Source organism: Nonomuraea marmarensis, assembly GCF_043197025.1.
GTDB lineage: Bacteria > Actinomycetota > Actinomycetes > Streptosporangiales > Streptosporangiaceae > Nonomuraea > Nonomuraea marmarensis.
On the sequence record NZ_JBICRM010000056.1, the window covers coordinates 25,257 to 38,086 of the forward strand.

Genomic DNA, 12,830 nt, shown 5'->3' on the forward strand with positions numbered 1-12,830 from the left:
GCTGGCTAGATCGACCAACGTGGTACGGATGCGGTCGAGCACACCGTTACCCCGGGCAGTTTCGGGGGCCGACGCTCTGCCCAGCACCGACGACGGTGACCTGGGCAGGGCTTTCCGGCGCCGTGGCGGCGGCGGCCGTGCACACGATCTGCTCGACGGCCAGTGGGGACAGTTCGCCGGCCGGAATGGACAGGGTCACCACCAAGTGGCCGGCCGGCGCGGCGGTCACCGAGAACGGGCCGGCTTCGGGCGGGACGTCGGTGGTGAGTCCGTGCGCCCGTTCCATCGTGGTGGGTCCAGCTGCCAGCAGCGCGAGCTTGTCCGCCCGGAACAGTGGTCGACCACCGGGCCGCGTTACCGCGCTGAGTCGGCCGTTCTTGACCAGGTAGAGGGTGATCGCCGTGGTTGGTGCGACGCCTCCGCTCGGCGGATCGCCGGCGCGGATGACGTCGCTGGGTCGCACACCGCAGCCGGCCACGGCCACGAGCGATACGAGGCCCGCGGCGAGCACGCGGCGGGCGAGCCCGGTCCTCACTCGGGGCCTCCCGTGTCGATCTGCCCGTCCGGATCGTGTGCCCGGCGTGGCAGGCGCAGCGTGAACATGGCGCCGCCGTCCGGGGCGTTGGCGACGGTGAGGTCGCCTCGGTGCAGGCGCGCGTTCTCCAGCGCGATGGCGAGGCCGAGGCCGCTGCCCTCGGACCTGGCCCTGGCCGCATTGGCCTTGTAGAACCGGTCGAACACGTGCGGCAGCACCGCTTCCTTCAGCCCCGGTCCGTGGTCACGGACCTCGAGAGCGATCCAGTGCTGGTCGGCGGAAAGCCGTACCGACACCGGTGGCTCGCCGTGCCGCAGGGCGTTGCCGACCAGGTTCGCGAGGATGACGTCCACTCGGCGCGGGTCCAGCCGTGCCGTCACCGCGGCTGGCAGCTCGGTGTGCACCGGCTCCGACCAGCCCCTGGCACGCAGGGTCGAGCGCACCAGCTCGGCCACGTCGACCTCGTTCAGCACGAGGGCCGCGACGCCGGAGTCGAACCTGCTGATCTCGATGAGGTCGTTCACCAGCCCGGTAAGGTTGAGCGTCTCCTGGCTGACCAGCCTGGCGGCCCTGCCGGCGGGCTCGGGCAACTGGCCCGCCTCCTCCTCGAGGACGTCAGCGACCGCGGCGAGCGCGGCCAGCGGGGTGCGCAACTCGTGGGACACGTCGGCCACGAACCGGCGGGCGTCGGCCTCCATCTCGCGGAGCTGCTTGACGTGCCGTTCCAGCTCCGCGGCGGTGTTGTTGAAGGTGCGTGCCACGTCGGCCAGCTCATCGGAGCCGCTGACCGCGATCCTGGTCCGCATCTCGCCCTCGCCCAGCAGGCGTGCCGCCCGGCCGAGCTCGCGCACCGGGCGCAGCACGCCACGGGTGGCCAGCAACGCGAGGACGACCGCGAACGCCAGGGCCGCCCCGCCGGTGAGCCAGGCGCGTGCGGCGAGCCCGTCGATGCTGCGCTGTTCGGGAAGCAGGCTGCGCACGGCGTAGACCTCGATGCCCGACAGCCGAGGCGCTTGGTCCCGCTCGACGATCAGCAACGGCGTGCCGACGATCAAGAAGGGCTCGTCCTGCAAGACCACGCGTTGCCACGCGAGTTCGCCGCCGGCCACCGCCCGTCGCAACGCCGGTGAAATCACCCCGAGATCCAAGACCGGCGGCCTCCCGTTCGGCCTCCAGCCCCCCGGCGGCCCGGCATCTGGCGGCCCGGCGACCGGCGAGTGCATCTCGCGGTAGAAGGCGAACCCACAGCAGCTCTGGTCGGTCGCGGCGGCGGCGATCTTGTCGAGCTGGGTCTGGTCCGGTGTCGCACTTTGCAACGGGAAGAGCGTCTCCAGGCGGCTTGTCATCGCCTGCACCGCGGCATCCTGGGCCCGCTGCAGGATGTCATTGCGGGCCTGGATGTACATCCCGCCGGCCACCGCCGCCGCGGTGACCACACACAGCAGGGCGAACGCGAACAACAGCCGGGCACGTAGCCCCAGGCTCGGCCGAGGTGTCACCGGCGGCTCACACTGGCCCGAACCGGTAGCCGAACCCACGCACCGTCTGCACGTAGACGGGCGCCGCCGAGTCGTCCTCGATCTTCGCGCGCAACCGCTGCACGCACGCGTCCACGAGACGCGAGTCGCCGAAATACCCGTGCTCCCACACCGACTCCAGCAGCTGCTGGCGGCTGTGCACCCGGCCCGGCGTGCCGGAGAGCTCGAGCAGCAGGCGCAGCTCGGTCGGGGCGAGACTGACCGGAACGCCGCGGTTGGCGACCACCAGCCCGGCCCGATCGATGGTCAGGTCCCCGTGCCGCTCCAGCTCCGCCTGGTCCCGGCCGATCCGCCGGAGCACCGCGCGAATGCGCGCCTCGAGCACCCTGGGCTGCACCGGCTTGACGACGTAGTCGTCGGCGCCCGCTTCCAGCCCGGCCACCACGTCCATGTCGTCGCTGCGCGCGGTCAGCATGATGATCGGTATCTCCCCGGCGGCCCGGATGCGGCGGCAGACCTCGAACCCGTCCATGCCAGGCAACATCAGATCGAGCACGACGACGTCGGGAAGGTCCGCACGCAGCCGGTCCAGCCCCTGCTCGCCGGACTCCACCGCGCGCACCCGGTGCCCCTGCCGGGTCAGGGCCAGCTCAAGGCCCTCCCGCACGGCCGGGTCATCCTCGATCAACAACACTCGCGACACGCCCCCGCGTTTCACAGCACGCTCCGTAACTCGCCCGCCGGTCAACTCCATCCACTGTCGGCCGGCCATGTCCCCGCCTCGTCCGCGCCTTGTCATGGTTGTGTCACGGTCGCGCCGACGGTCGCGCCGACGGTGGCCGCCGTCGAGAAACGGTGACATGCGGCGGACAACGCACGCACATTCGGCGCCAACTGTAGTCGTCATGGACGAACCACGCACCATCCCACCTCGGCCCCGTGACCGGCTGTTCGCCGTGGTCACGCTGGTGCTCGCCGTTCTCCTGCTGCCCGCGGCGCTCGCCCGCCATCCCGGCCGCGCCCGTGAACTGGCCTGCCGCTGGGCGTTGGGGATGCGATTCCCCGCCGAGGACCTCACCGGGCTCACCGACGGCGCCATGGCGGCGTTCACCGCGGCGCGCACCGAGGCGCTCTGGCGTCACGGCCAGCTCATCGGCCTCACCTCGGGATACCGCGATCCCCATGTCCAACAACGGATGTTCGACGAGGAGGTGCGCCGCTCCGGCTCCCCGGCCTCGGCACGAATGCTCGTGCTACCACCGGCGGAATCCAACCACGTCAAGGGCATCGCGCTGGACGTGCGCCCCCACGAAGGCGCGCGCTGGCTCGAGGAACACGGCGCCCGCTACGACCTCTACCGCATGTACGACAACGAGTGGTGGCACTTCGAGCACCGCCCAGACAGCGGCGGCACGCCACCACGACGACGACCCCACCCAGGCGTGGGCTACGTCATCGAGAACGGGGACCAGATGTAGCCCAGGTCCGGGTCCACCCATGTGTGCGATTTGGGGACGTTGACGGGTTTGCGCCCGAGAACCGAACCGGTAATCCGACCAGCGCGCCCAAGGGTTCGGCCCGGGCATTCAACAGCGGTATCGACCGGGCATTCGGAGAGGGGTTAGGGGTATGTCATCGGGGAGTAACAACAAGTCCGGATTGCTGGGATGGCGCCTGCAAGCAGCGCGCGAGATGGCGTTTGTGGGGCGGGAGGAAGAGCTCGCGGTTTTCAACGCGGCGTTGTACGGCGGCGGCTGCAGTGTTCTGTACGTGCACGGTCCTGGCGGGATCGGGAAGTCGGCCTTGTTGCGGCGGTTCGCTCACGAGGCCGCGGTGGCGGGGCGGCCGGTGTCCATGGTGGACGGGCGCATGTTGGAGCCGTCGCCGTCGCCGGCGGCGTCCGAGGCTGAGGCCGAGCTGGTGCTTCGCGATGCGGACGCGGTGCTGCTGGTCGACAACTTCGAACGAATTCAGGGCTTGGAGGGATGGCTGCGCGAGCGGTTCCTGCCGCGGGTGCCCATGGGGGCGCTGGTGGTGATCGCGGGGCGAAACCCGCCGGATATGCGGTGGCAGGCGGATCCGGGATGGGCGGGGGCGCTGGAGGTGCTGCCGCTGCGCGACCTGCGGGCCGGAGATGCGCAGGCCCTGATGGACTCCTCCGGGGTGCCGGCCGAGTTGCGCGAGCCGCTGCTGGCCTTCGCCGGTGGTCATCCGCTGGCGCTGCTACTGGGGGCGGCCGTGGCGGTGAAGGACGGCGGGGCCGGCAGGCGGTGGATGCCGAATCAGGACGTGGTGGCCACGTTGCTGGATCAGCTGGTGGGCGAGTTGCCTTCGGCGGCGCATCGGCATGCTCTGGAGATCTGCGCGCATGCGTACATGACGACGGAGGACCTGCTGCGGGCGGCCTTGCCGGAGGACGCCGGGACGTTGTTCCGGTGGTTGCGGCGGTTGCCGTTCGTGGAGTCGAGCAGTCTCGGGCTGTTTCCGCATGACGTGGTGCGGGAGCTGCTGGAGGCGGACCTACGATGGCGGGATCCCGAGGGGTACGCGGTGATGCACGACCGCATTCATGCGCATCTGGCGGAGAGGGTGCGCACGGCGAGCGATGTGGACGTGCTCGGCGCGGTGGCGGCACTGCTCTACCTGCATCGCGACAACGGGGCGCCGGCCGATTTCCACGGCCGCCACGACGAGGGCGAGTTCCAGGAAGAGGTGTTGCGGGAGGAGGACGTCGGCACGTTGCTCCGGGTGGCGACGGCGGCGGAGGGTGCGGCGTCCGCGGGCTGCGCCGCCTTCTGGGCGGAACGTCAGCTGGAGGCGTTCCGGCTGTATCGACGGACCGAAACCGGCGAGCCCGTGGCTTTCTCCGCGTGGTTGCGGTTGGCGGAACTCGATGAGGAGGAGCTGACGGCCGATCCCATCGTGGCCATGGCGTGGGCGCATGCGCGTGCCACCACGCCGTTGCGCGCCGGTGAACATTTGGCGGTCAGCCGGCTATGGGCGCTGCCGCCGTATCGCGGGAACTCGCCGGTGATGGATTTGATCCAGTGGCGAGTGATCGGCAATTGTTTGCGGGCCGAGCGGATGGCATGGTCATATATCGAGATACGGCATCCGAACCAAGCGTGGGTGGAGCATTTACGGCGGCATTACGGGATGCGTGACATCTCCGAGCAGCCACGGCTGGGGGATGACGCGTACACCCTGTTCGTTCATGACTGGCGCGCGGTGCCGGCGCAGGCGTGGCTGGAGCGGATGAACCAACTGCTCGTCGCGGGGCCTGCCGGCGGCCCGAGTGCCGCGACGGCGAAACTGGCGGTGCTGTCCCAGGCGGAGTTCGCCGAGGCGGTTCGCAAGGCGTTGCGCCAGTTGTCGCGGCTGGACGCGCTGGCCGCTTCCCCACTGACGCGCACCAGGCTGATCGCCGAGCGGGCCGGGCAGAACCCGGCCACGGCACTGGGTGACCTGCTACGCCAGGCGATCGACGACCTGCGTGAGGATCCGCGCTCGGTCAAGTTCCACCGGGCGCTGTCCGTCACGTTCCTCCGCAGCACGCCCACTCAGGAGCTGGCCGCGGAACGACTCGGCCTCCCTTTCACCACCTACCGCCGCCATCTGACGGCCGGCATCGAACGTGTCTGCGCCGATCTGTGGCACCGGGAGCTGTATGGCACCAACGCACCGGCGTACCGATCCACCTGAGCCGCCACATCGTGCCGGCGCGGCGGCGCCGCAGGGTGCCCACGGCGTGTCAGTCGGCAAGCGCGAAGCCGGCCGCCGCCTCCGCGTGCAGTCGAGCGCTCGGCAGCACCGGGATGGCGCTGTCCTTCTCACTGATCAGCAGCTCGATCTCCGTGCAGCCGAGGATGACGCCTTCAGCGCCGTCGTCTGCGAAATCATCGATGATCTGGGCGTACGCGTCCCTGGACGATTCCCGGAGCACCCCGCGCACCAGTTCGTCGAAGATCACGCGATGGACCAGTTCCCGCTGCTCACGCCGCGGGACGACCACGTCGAAGCCGTGGGCGGCCAGCCGATCCCGGTAGAAGGGCTGCTCCATGGTGAAGTGAGTGCCCAGCAGACCCACCTTGCGCATTCCCCTGGCGCGGACCTCGGCGCCCACGGCGTCGGCGATGTGCAGCACGGGCACGCTCACGGCCCGCTCCACGTCGTCGCTCACCCGGCTGAAGGTGTTGCTGCAGATGAGCAGGAGGTCGGCGCCGAGATCCTGCAGTTTCCTGCCCGCACCGGTCAGCAACGTACTCACCTCGTCCCAGCGGTCGGCGAAGATGAGGTCCTCGACGGTCGTGTAGTCGACCGACCAGATGAGGCTGTTGGCGGAATGGCTGCCGCCGAGTCGCTCGCGTACCCGCTGGTTGATGATCTGGTAGTAGATCATCGTCGATTCCCAGCTCAACCCGCCGATGAGACCGATAGTGCGCATGGAACTCCGTTCCGCCAGCTTGTGCCGGCAGGCTTTCCCCTTCGATTGGCGAACCGTTGTGATCATGTGGCACGGCCGGCCATCACGGCTGCGCCAACGGTCAGGCGCCGGCCAGCGCACGGGCGCAGGCGCCGAGCCCGATCTCGCTGGAGGCCTTGACGAACACCACGTCTCCCGGTTCGAGAAGCGCGGTGGCCAGCCTGAGGGCCCCGGCCACGTCCTCGACGGTATGGACGGCCACGCCCTGGTTCGAGGACTCCGCTGCCTCCGCCATCGCGAGCGGATCCCCTGCTCCGACCGCGATCAGCACGTCGAAGCGGAGGTCGGCGACGAGCCGGCCCATCTCCGCGTGCCGGGCGCGGGAGGCGTCCGCCTGCTGCCCCATCGCGCCGAGCACGGCGACGGTACGACGGGTGCCGGCCAGGGCCTTGGCCGCGCGCAGCCCGGCCCGCATGGATTCGGGGTTGGCGTTGTAGGCGTCGTTGACGATGGTGATGCCGTCAGGCCGTTCGACGATCTCCAGCCGGCCCGCGGAGCGCCGCCGTGCAGCGTTCAGCCCATCGGCGATCTCGGCGACGCCCAGGCCGAGTGCGGTGGCGACGGCGGCGGCGGCCAGGGCGTTGCTCACCTGGTGCTCGCCTATGAGGTCGAGCTCGACCGGGGCGCGGCCGGAGGGCGTCACCAACTCGAACGCGGTTCGCGCGCGGTCGGCCATCCGCACATCTTCGGCTCGCACCTGCGCCTCCGCCGACCCGCCGTACAACAGGATCTGGGCCCTGGTGCGGCCGGCCATGCCCATGACGTACGGGTCGTCGGCGTTGAGCAGTGCGAACCCGTCCGCCGGAAGTGCCTCGACCAGCTCGCCTTTGGCCTCGGCCACGTCGGCCGGCCCGACTCCCATACGCTCCACATGTGCGGTGCCGACATTGAGCACCAGCCCGACCTGGGGCGGTGCGAGCCCGGTCAGGTACGTCAGGTCGCCCTTCCGGCCTGCACCCATTTCCAGCACCAGGTATCGGGTGGTGGCATCGGCACGCAGCACGGTGAGCGGCAGCCCGAGCTCGTTGTTGAACGACCTGTCGGTGGCGACCGTCGCGGCGTGCCGTTCGAGCACCTGGGCCAGCAGGTCCTTGGTCGTGGTCTTGCCCACGGAGCCGGTCAGGCCGATCACGGTCGGGCTGATGTGTTCGAGCAGGTGCCTGGCAAGCAGGCCGATCGCGAGCTGGACGTCCTCGACCACGAGGGCGGGCACGCCGGCGGGCCTTGAGGCCAGCACGGCGACGGCGCCGCCCGCGATGGCACCGGCCGCGTAGTCGTGACCGTCAACGCGGGCGCCGACCGTCGCGGCGAACAGGCCGCCAGGCACCACCTCGCGGGAGTCGACCGCCGAGGGCGCCGTCACCAGCGCCTGCGGGTCGCGCACGTCATACAGGCTTGCGCCGACGACCTGCGCGATCTTATTCAGCGTCATGGGGATCATGAGCCGCTCCTGGCGAACGCGAGGTCGATGAGGCGGCGCAGCAGGTCCGGGTACGGGACACCGCTTGCGGCCCAGGCCCTGGCGTAGACGGAACGGGAGGTGAAGCCGGGCATGGTGTTGATCTCCAGCACGTACAGGCGTCCCGTGTCCTCCTCATAGAGGAAGTCGACACGGGACAGGCCGTAGCCACCGATCGCCCGGAAGGCGCGCAGGGCCAGCTCGCGCACGTCCTCGGCCACCCGTTCTGGCAGCACGGCAGGGATGATGGCGATCTCGGCCTGGCTGAGGTACTTGGCCTCATAGTCGAGCCAGTCGCCGGGCACGATGAGCTCGCCGGGCACCGAAGCATCCGGCGTGTCATGGCCGCCGAGCACGCCGCAGATGACCTCGCGCGCGGTCACGCCCTGCTCGACGATGACCACCCGGTCGTAGGCCAGCGCCAGATCTACGCCCGCGCGCAGCTCCTCCATGGAGGTGACACGTGAGATGCCGATGGAGGAGCCCATGTTGGCCGGTTTGACGTACATCGGCCAGTCGAGCGACTTCACCAGACCCCAGTAGTCGGTGGTGGTGCGCCATTCGTGCTCGGTGAACCACACATGTGGGGTGACCGGAATGTCCTCCGCCAGGAACGTGCGCCGCATCGCGACCTTGTTCATGGCCACGGCCGAGGCCATGACGCCGCAGCCCACGTACGGGATGCCCAGCGTCTCCAGGTGACCCTGGACGACGCCGTCCTCGCCGAACGGCCCGTGCAGCACAGGGAAGACCACGTCCGCCAGATCGCGTCGCAGCTCCACCGGCCACCTGCCCTGCCGGTCGATGATGACGGCGACGGGCTCGTACAGATCCCTCGGCAGAGCATCGAGCACAGCCTGCGCCGACTGCAGCGACACCTCATGCTCGGCGGATGGCCCACCCGCCAGCACAGCCACGCGTACGCGTTCAGTCACGATCAATCAGCCTTCCTCAGTGGCACGGAGACAGCACCGCTAGCGGCACGGTGTTCGCCGTCGCAGGACCAGCCTGCCGAGTGTCGGCTCTTCGCCTGACCAGTTCCCAGGCCATTCGCTGTCCAGTTCCTGACCAAAGCGCACCCGCGGTGTGCCGCGACCGGGTCGATTCTGGACGCTCCGACCCTCTGCCCGAGTGATGCTGATCGTGCCGCGCCCGGCGGCCGTGCCCCGCTTGCCGGCGGCATCGGCGGCGGACATCAGCGTGACGGCGCCGTACGCGGCGGTCCGCAGGGTGAGCTTGTCCTGATCGGTAAGGGTGACGGACATGGTCGTGTGCTCTTTTGAATCTGTTCTGACGTTCAATTGAACGGACGGATGGTGAAATGCGGTCCTGGTGGTGCCCGGGGTATCTCGATTGCTGAGGCCGGGGCCGCCCGAGGGGATCTCACCCTCGCGCGGCCCGGCCTCAGGCAGACAGGGCCAAGCCCAACCCCGCGCGGAAACGTCGACGGTTCGCCCCGCCAGGGGCGTAGCGGGACGCGGGCTGTGTCTTAGTCGTCGATTGCCTGGTAGAGCGTGGTCCAGAAGTCGTGGATCAGCCGCGCCGAATTCGGGACTGACATCCCGACCTGGGTGAGCAGCATTCCGGTGAGCTGGTTGTCCGGGTCGGCGTAGGTCGAGGTGCCGCTTCCGCCGTCCCAGCCGAACTGGCCGATGGACGCGTAGTCGCCGCGGTAGGTGCGCACCGCCATCCCGAAGCCCCAGCCGCCGTGCTGCCCTTGGCCGAATGACACATGGACGTTGTTGGTGGCCATGGCGTGTCGGGCGGCTTGCTGCTCGGGCGTGAGGCGGTTGGTGGTCATCAGCTGGACGGCGGGCCGGGACAGGATCCGTTCGCTGCCGTGCATCCCGCCATTCAGCAGCATCCGGAAGTAGGCGTGGTAGTCATCGACGGTGGAGACCAGCCCACCGCCGCCGCCCTGGAACGCCGGAGGCTGGCTCCAGCGTCCCCCCTTGGCCTCGTCCCACACGATGAACTCTCCGGTCTGCGGGTCGGGGGCGTAGAGGGTCGGCAGCCGGTCGATCTTGTCGGCGGGCACGTGGAAACCGGTGTCCTTCATGCCCAGGGGGTCGAAGATGCGTTCGCGCAGGAACGTCTCAAACGACTGGCCCGTGACCCTGGCGACGAGCACGCCGAGGAGATCGTTGCTGATGTGGTACTGCCAGCGCTCTCCGGGCTGGTGCATCAGCGGAAGCGTGCCAAGGCGGCGCATCCACTCATCCGGCTCGGGCATCGGCTCCGGTAGATCGGGCGTGAGCCCCTGCTCGAAGATCGCGCCCATGATCGGGGTGCCCAGCGACGTCATATCCATGCCGAGCCCGAACGTGGAGGTCAGCAGGTCCCGTACGGTGATCGGCCGCCGCGCCGGCACGGTATCGTCCAGCGGGCCGTCGATCCGCTTCAGCACCCGCCGGTCGGCGAGTTCCGGCAGCCACGGCTCTACCAGGTCATCCAGCCGCAGGCTGCACTCATCCAGCAGGACCATCGCCGCCGCCATCGCAACCGGCTTGGACGTCGAGGCCATCCGGAAGATCGTGTCCCGGCGCATTGGCGCGCCACCGTCATGGCGCATCGTCCCGATCGCTTCAACGTGCGTCTCACCGCCCCGGCCGACCAGAGCGACAAGCCCGGGAATCTTCCCGGACTCGACATGCCGCGCCAGCACCTCACGCAATCTGCGCAGTCCCGCTTCGGAGAAGCCGCTGTTGCTTTTTCCCATCATGAATCTCCTTACCTACAGTGTTCGATCTGCGAGACCCGTACCGGCGTGGCGCTCATGGGCTTCCATGAGCGACGCACGAGGGTCGGGGGTGAGCTCGGCCAGCCCCGAGGCCGCAATCGCTGAACCGTTCATGGCATCCACCATCGCCGACCGCTCTGATGCCGGGCTGTTGCCGTCCTGACGCGGCCGCTGACACGCCACCGCATGGTTGACGGCGAGCACGAGGGCTGGTCAGCTGGGTGGAGAACGTCCGTGAGGGTTCAGTGGCGGGCTGGAGGAGCGGCAGGATCGACTTCGGCGGTGATGCGGGCGGAGGTCGCCTCCCCGAGTCGGACGTAGCGGCCGAGGCTCCCGAGGTACTGGTGGCGGGATGCGGCCTGGAGCTCGGGAGCGGTTCGTCCGTCAGCGGCCAGGTGCTGCAGAGCGGAGTGACGCAGCCGGCGGGAAAAGCGGGCCAGGAGCCGAACGGTGCCGGTGGCCCCTCACCTGCGGATCAGGGAGGCGATGTCGCGGAACAGCCGGTCGTGGGCAGCGGCCGCCTCCGGGGAGGTCAGGTCCATGTTCTGGATGAAGCCATGCATCAGGCCAGGTTCTTGCCGGTGCGCCACCCGTACATGCGCCTGTGCCAGGCGATGGGCGTAGGCGTCGCCCTCGTCGCGCAGCGCGTCGTGCTCGGCTGTCACGATCAAGGCGGGCGAAGGCGTGCTCGGCCTGACCTATTCGGCGAACCGTGACCCGTCCGTCTTCGAGAACCCCGACGCCCTCGACGTCGACCGCGACGCCCGGCCCCCACCTCGCCTTCGGCCACGGCCCGCACCAGTGTCTCGGCCAGAACCTCGCGAGGATCGAGCTTCAGGTCGTGTTCGACACCCTTTTCCGCCGCATACCGACCATCGAACTGGCCAAGCCCGTCAGCGACCTGCCGTTCAAGGACAACGTCTCGGTCTACGGCATGTACTCCCTGCCGGTCACCTGGTGACCTGCTATCCCTCCAGGCCCTCCTTCGCGAACAGGTCGGATTTGGTGACGACCACGTCCACGTAATGGATTTCGATGCGGCGGTGGGCGATGCGCCAGCCCCGTTCGGTCCGTACGAGGTCGTCGTGGAAGACGCCGGCCTGTACGACGTTCCAGCCTTCGGGGCCGTCGTGGCGGCCCTTGTGGGTGTGCAGGTGGGGGGTGCGAGCGTGGGCGGTGTCGCCGTCGATGGTGACGGTCGGCACCCCTTCGAGGTGCTGCCAGTTGGCGAGCACGCTCATCGTTCCGCCGCCCCGCAGGTCCTTGCCGCGCATGTGCTCGGCCAGCTGCCGGTACGGCGCGTCCGGGCCGGGGTCTCCGGCGGAGGTGTAGTCGACGGTGCCGGCCGGGGTGAAGGCCTCGTCCCACTGCTCAAGGACGTTGTTGTCCCAGACGTCCGGACTGGGCTGGTGGGCGTCCTGGCCGATGCCGTACCGCTGGATCACGTCCTGGATCTCCAGCCGGTCGAGCAGGTAGCGCACGTCGGTCTCAATGCTCATGGCGAGCCCTTTCTCTCGTGTCCGATCCAGGGTCCGGCGTACGCTGACATCATGACAAGTACCGACAATAAAGTGGGCTACTCACCAAAAAGTGTGCGCCCCGCGTGCTCGGCGGAGCAGGCGGAGGCGGCGCTGAGGATGCTCGAAGGGCGATGGAAGCTAGTGATCATCTTCCGTCTCTTCGAGCGGCCGGTCGCCCGGCTGTCGGAGTTGCAGCGCGCCATCCCCGCGGTGACGCAGAAGATGCTCATCCAGCAACTCCGCGCCCTGGAGCAGGACGGCATCGTCACCCGCACCGTGCACGCCCAGGTGCCCCCCAAGGTCGAGTACGGCCTCACCGACCTGGGCGAGGCCCTCGCCCCCGTCTTCGAGCACCTGCTGAGCTGGGCGGCACGGAACCCCGGCCGCTGACGGGTAGGCGGCCGAGGTGTCCCACGCCCGGCTGAGACCCCGGGCGCGCTGTAAGATCACCACCGTTCATCCCGTGCGGCGGTGAGCCGATTCAACCTCTAATGGGGCTTCGCCCCAGCCCGACGAGCCATGTGTGGCGGTGGGGGTAGATGAAGGGGCTCCGGCCGGAGGAGACGGTGACACTGAGTGTCCCGTTATTGACCGCCTGCTGGCAGTGGTAGGCCA

At 69.3% G+C, this 12,830-nt stretch carries 14 protein-coding genes; 4 read left to right on the forward strand and 10 right to left on the reverse strand.

The genetic code is table 11. The annotated features are described in order from the left end of the window. Positions 1-46: 46 nt before the first annotated feature. Genes ACFLIM_RS47190 through ACFLIM_RS47200 form a run of 3 tightly spaced genes read right to left on the reverse strand, consistent with a single transcriptional unit; the run spans position 47 to position 2,716 of the window. Positions 47-535: a hypothetical protein gene (locus tag ACFLIM_RS47190; RefSeq protein ID WP_393176889.1), complete on the reverse strand. Its 489-nt coding sequence runs from the start codon at positions 533-535 to the stop codon at positions 47-49. Continuing rightward, positions 532-2,034 carry an ATP-binding protein gene (locus ACFLIM_RS47195; protein ID WP_393176892.1) on the reverse strand — a complete coding sequence of 501 codons (1,503 nt, stop codon included), beginning with the start codon at positions 2,032-2,034 and terminating at the stop codon, positions 532-534. Before ACFLIM_RS47195 ends, ACFLIM_RS47190 begins: the two co-directional genes overlap by 4 nt. Before the next feature lie 7 nt (positions 2,035-2,041). Next, a complete protein-coding gene (locus ACFLIM_RS47200) occupies positions 2,042-2,716 on the reverse strand; it encodes a response regulator (RefSeq protein WP_393176915.1) in 675 nt (224 codons plus the stop codon). 202 nt (positions 2,717-2,918) lie between these two features. Between ACFLIM_RS47200 and vanY-N the strand changes: the two genes are divergently transcribed. Further along, positions 2,919-3,491: a D,D-peptidase/D,D-carboxypeptidase VanY-N gene (vanY-N, locus tag ACFLIM_RS47205; RefSeq protein WP_393176895.1), complete on the forward strand. Its 573-nt coding sequence runs from the start codon at positions 2,919-2,921 to the stop codon at positions 3,489-3,491. Positions 3,492-3,705: 214 nt separating this feature from the next. After that, entirely contained in the window at positions 3,706-5,715 is a 2,010-nt protein-coding gene (locus ACFLIM_RS47210) for an ATP-binding protein (protein WP_393176897.1), read from the forward strand. Between the two features lie 49 nt (positions 5,716-5,764). Here the strand turns inward: ACFLIM_RS47210 and ACFLIM_RS47215 are convergent, their stop codons facing one another. From ACFLIM_RS47215 to ACFLIM_RS47240, 6 genes are all read right to left on the reverse strand, one after another. Beyond that, entirely contained in the window at positions 5,765-6,457 is a 693-nt protein-coding gene (locus ACFLIM_RS47215; RefSeq protein WP_393176900.1) for an aspartate/glutamate racemase family protein, read from the reverse strand. Between the two features lie 100 nt (positions 6,458-6,557). Then, positions 6,558-7,928, reverse strand: coding sequence for a UDP-N-acetylmuramoyl-tripeptide--D-alanyl-D-alanine ligase (locus tag ACFLIM_RS47220; RefSeq protein ID WP_393176902.1), 1,371 nt, complete (start codon positions 7,926-7,928; stop codon positions 6,558-6,560). Between the two features lie 5 nt (positions 7,929-7,933). Next, on the reverse strand, positions 7,934-8,890 hold the full coding sequence (locus ACFLIM_RS47225; protein WP_393176918.1) for a D-alanine--D-alanine ligase family protein: 957 nt from the start codon (positions 8,888-8,890) through the stop codon (positions 7,934-7,936). 39 nt (positions 8,891-8,929) lie between these two features. Then, positions 8,930-9,220, reverse strand: a complete 291-nt coding sequence (locus ACFLIM_RS47230) for a hypothetical protein (protein ID WP_393176904.1) — start codon at positions 9,218-9,220, stop codon at positions 8,930-8,932. Between the two features lie 224 nt (positions 9,221-9,444). Next, on the reverse strand, positions 9,445-10,674 hold the full coding sequence (locus tag ACFLIM_RS47235) for a serine hydrolase domain-containing protein (protein WP_393176920.1): 1,230 nt from the start codon (positions 10,672-10,674) through the stop codon (positions 9,445-9,447). Positions 10,675-11,159: 485 nt separating this feature from the next. Next, complete coding sequence (locus ACFLIM_RS47240; RefSeq protein ID WP_393176906.1) at positions 11,160-11,360, reverse strand: alpha/beta hydrolase fold domain-containing protein; 201 nt, start codon at positions 11,358-11,360, stop codon at positions 11,160-11,162. A 47-nt stretch (positions 11,361-11,407) separates the two neighbouring features. On the opposite strand from ACFLIM_RS47240, the gene ACFLIM_RS47245 reads away from it, so the two are divergent. Further along, positions 11,408-11,656, forward strand: a complete 249-nt coding sequence (locus tag ACFLIM_RS47245) for a cytochrome P450 (protein WP_393176909.1) — start codon at positions 11,408-11,410, stop codon at positions 11,654-11,656. Positions 11,657-11,660: 4 nt separating this feature from the next. Here ACFLIM_RS47245 and ACFLIM_RS47250 read toward each other — a convergent pair whose 3' ends face one another. Continuing rightward, the gene (locus ACFLIM_RS47250; RefSeq protein ID WP_393176911.1) at positions 11,661-12,194 is read right to left on the reverse strand and encodes a nuclear transport factor 2 family protein; all 534 of its coding nucleotides are present in this window, start codon (positions 12,192-12,194) and stop codon (positions 11,661-11,663) included. 51 nt (positions 12,195-12,245) lie between these two features. On the opposite strand from ACFLIM_RS47250, the gene ACFLIM_RS47255 reads away from it, so the two are divergent. Next, positions 12,246-12,605 (forward strand): winged helix-turn-helix transcriptional regulator, encoded by a 360-nt coding sequence (locus ACFLIM_RS47255; RefSeq protein WP_393176913.1) that lies wholly within the window; start codon positions 12,246-12,248, stop codon positions 12,603-12,605. Positions 12,606-12,830: the final 225 nt, after the last annotated feature.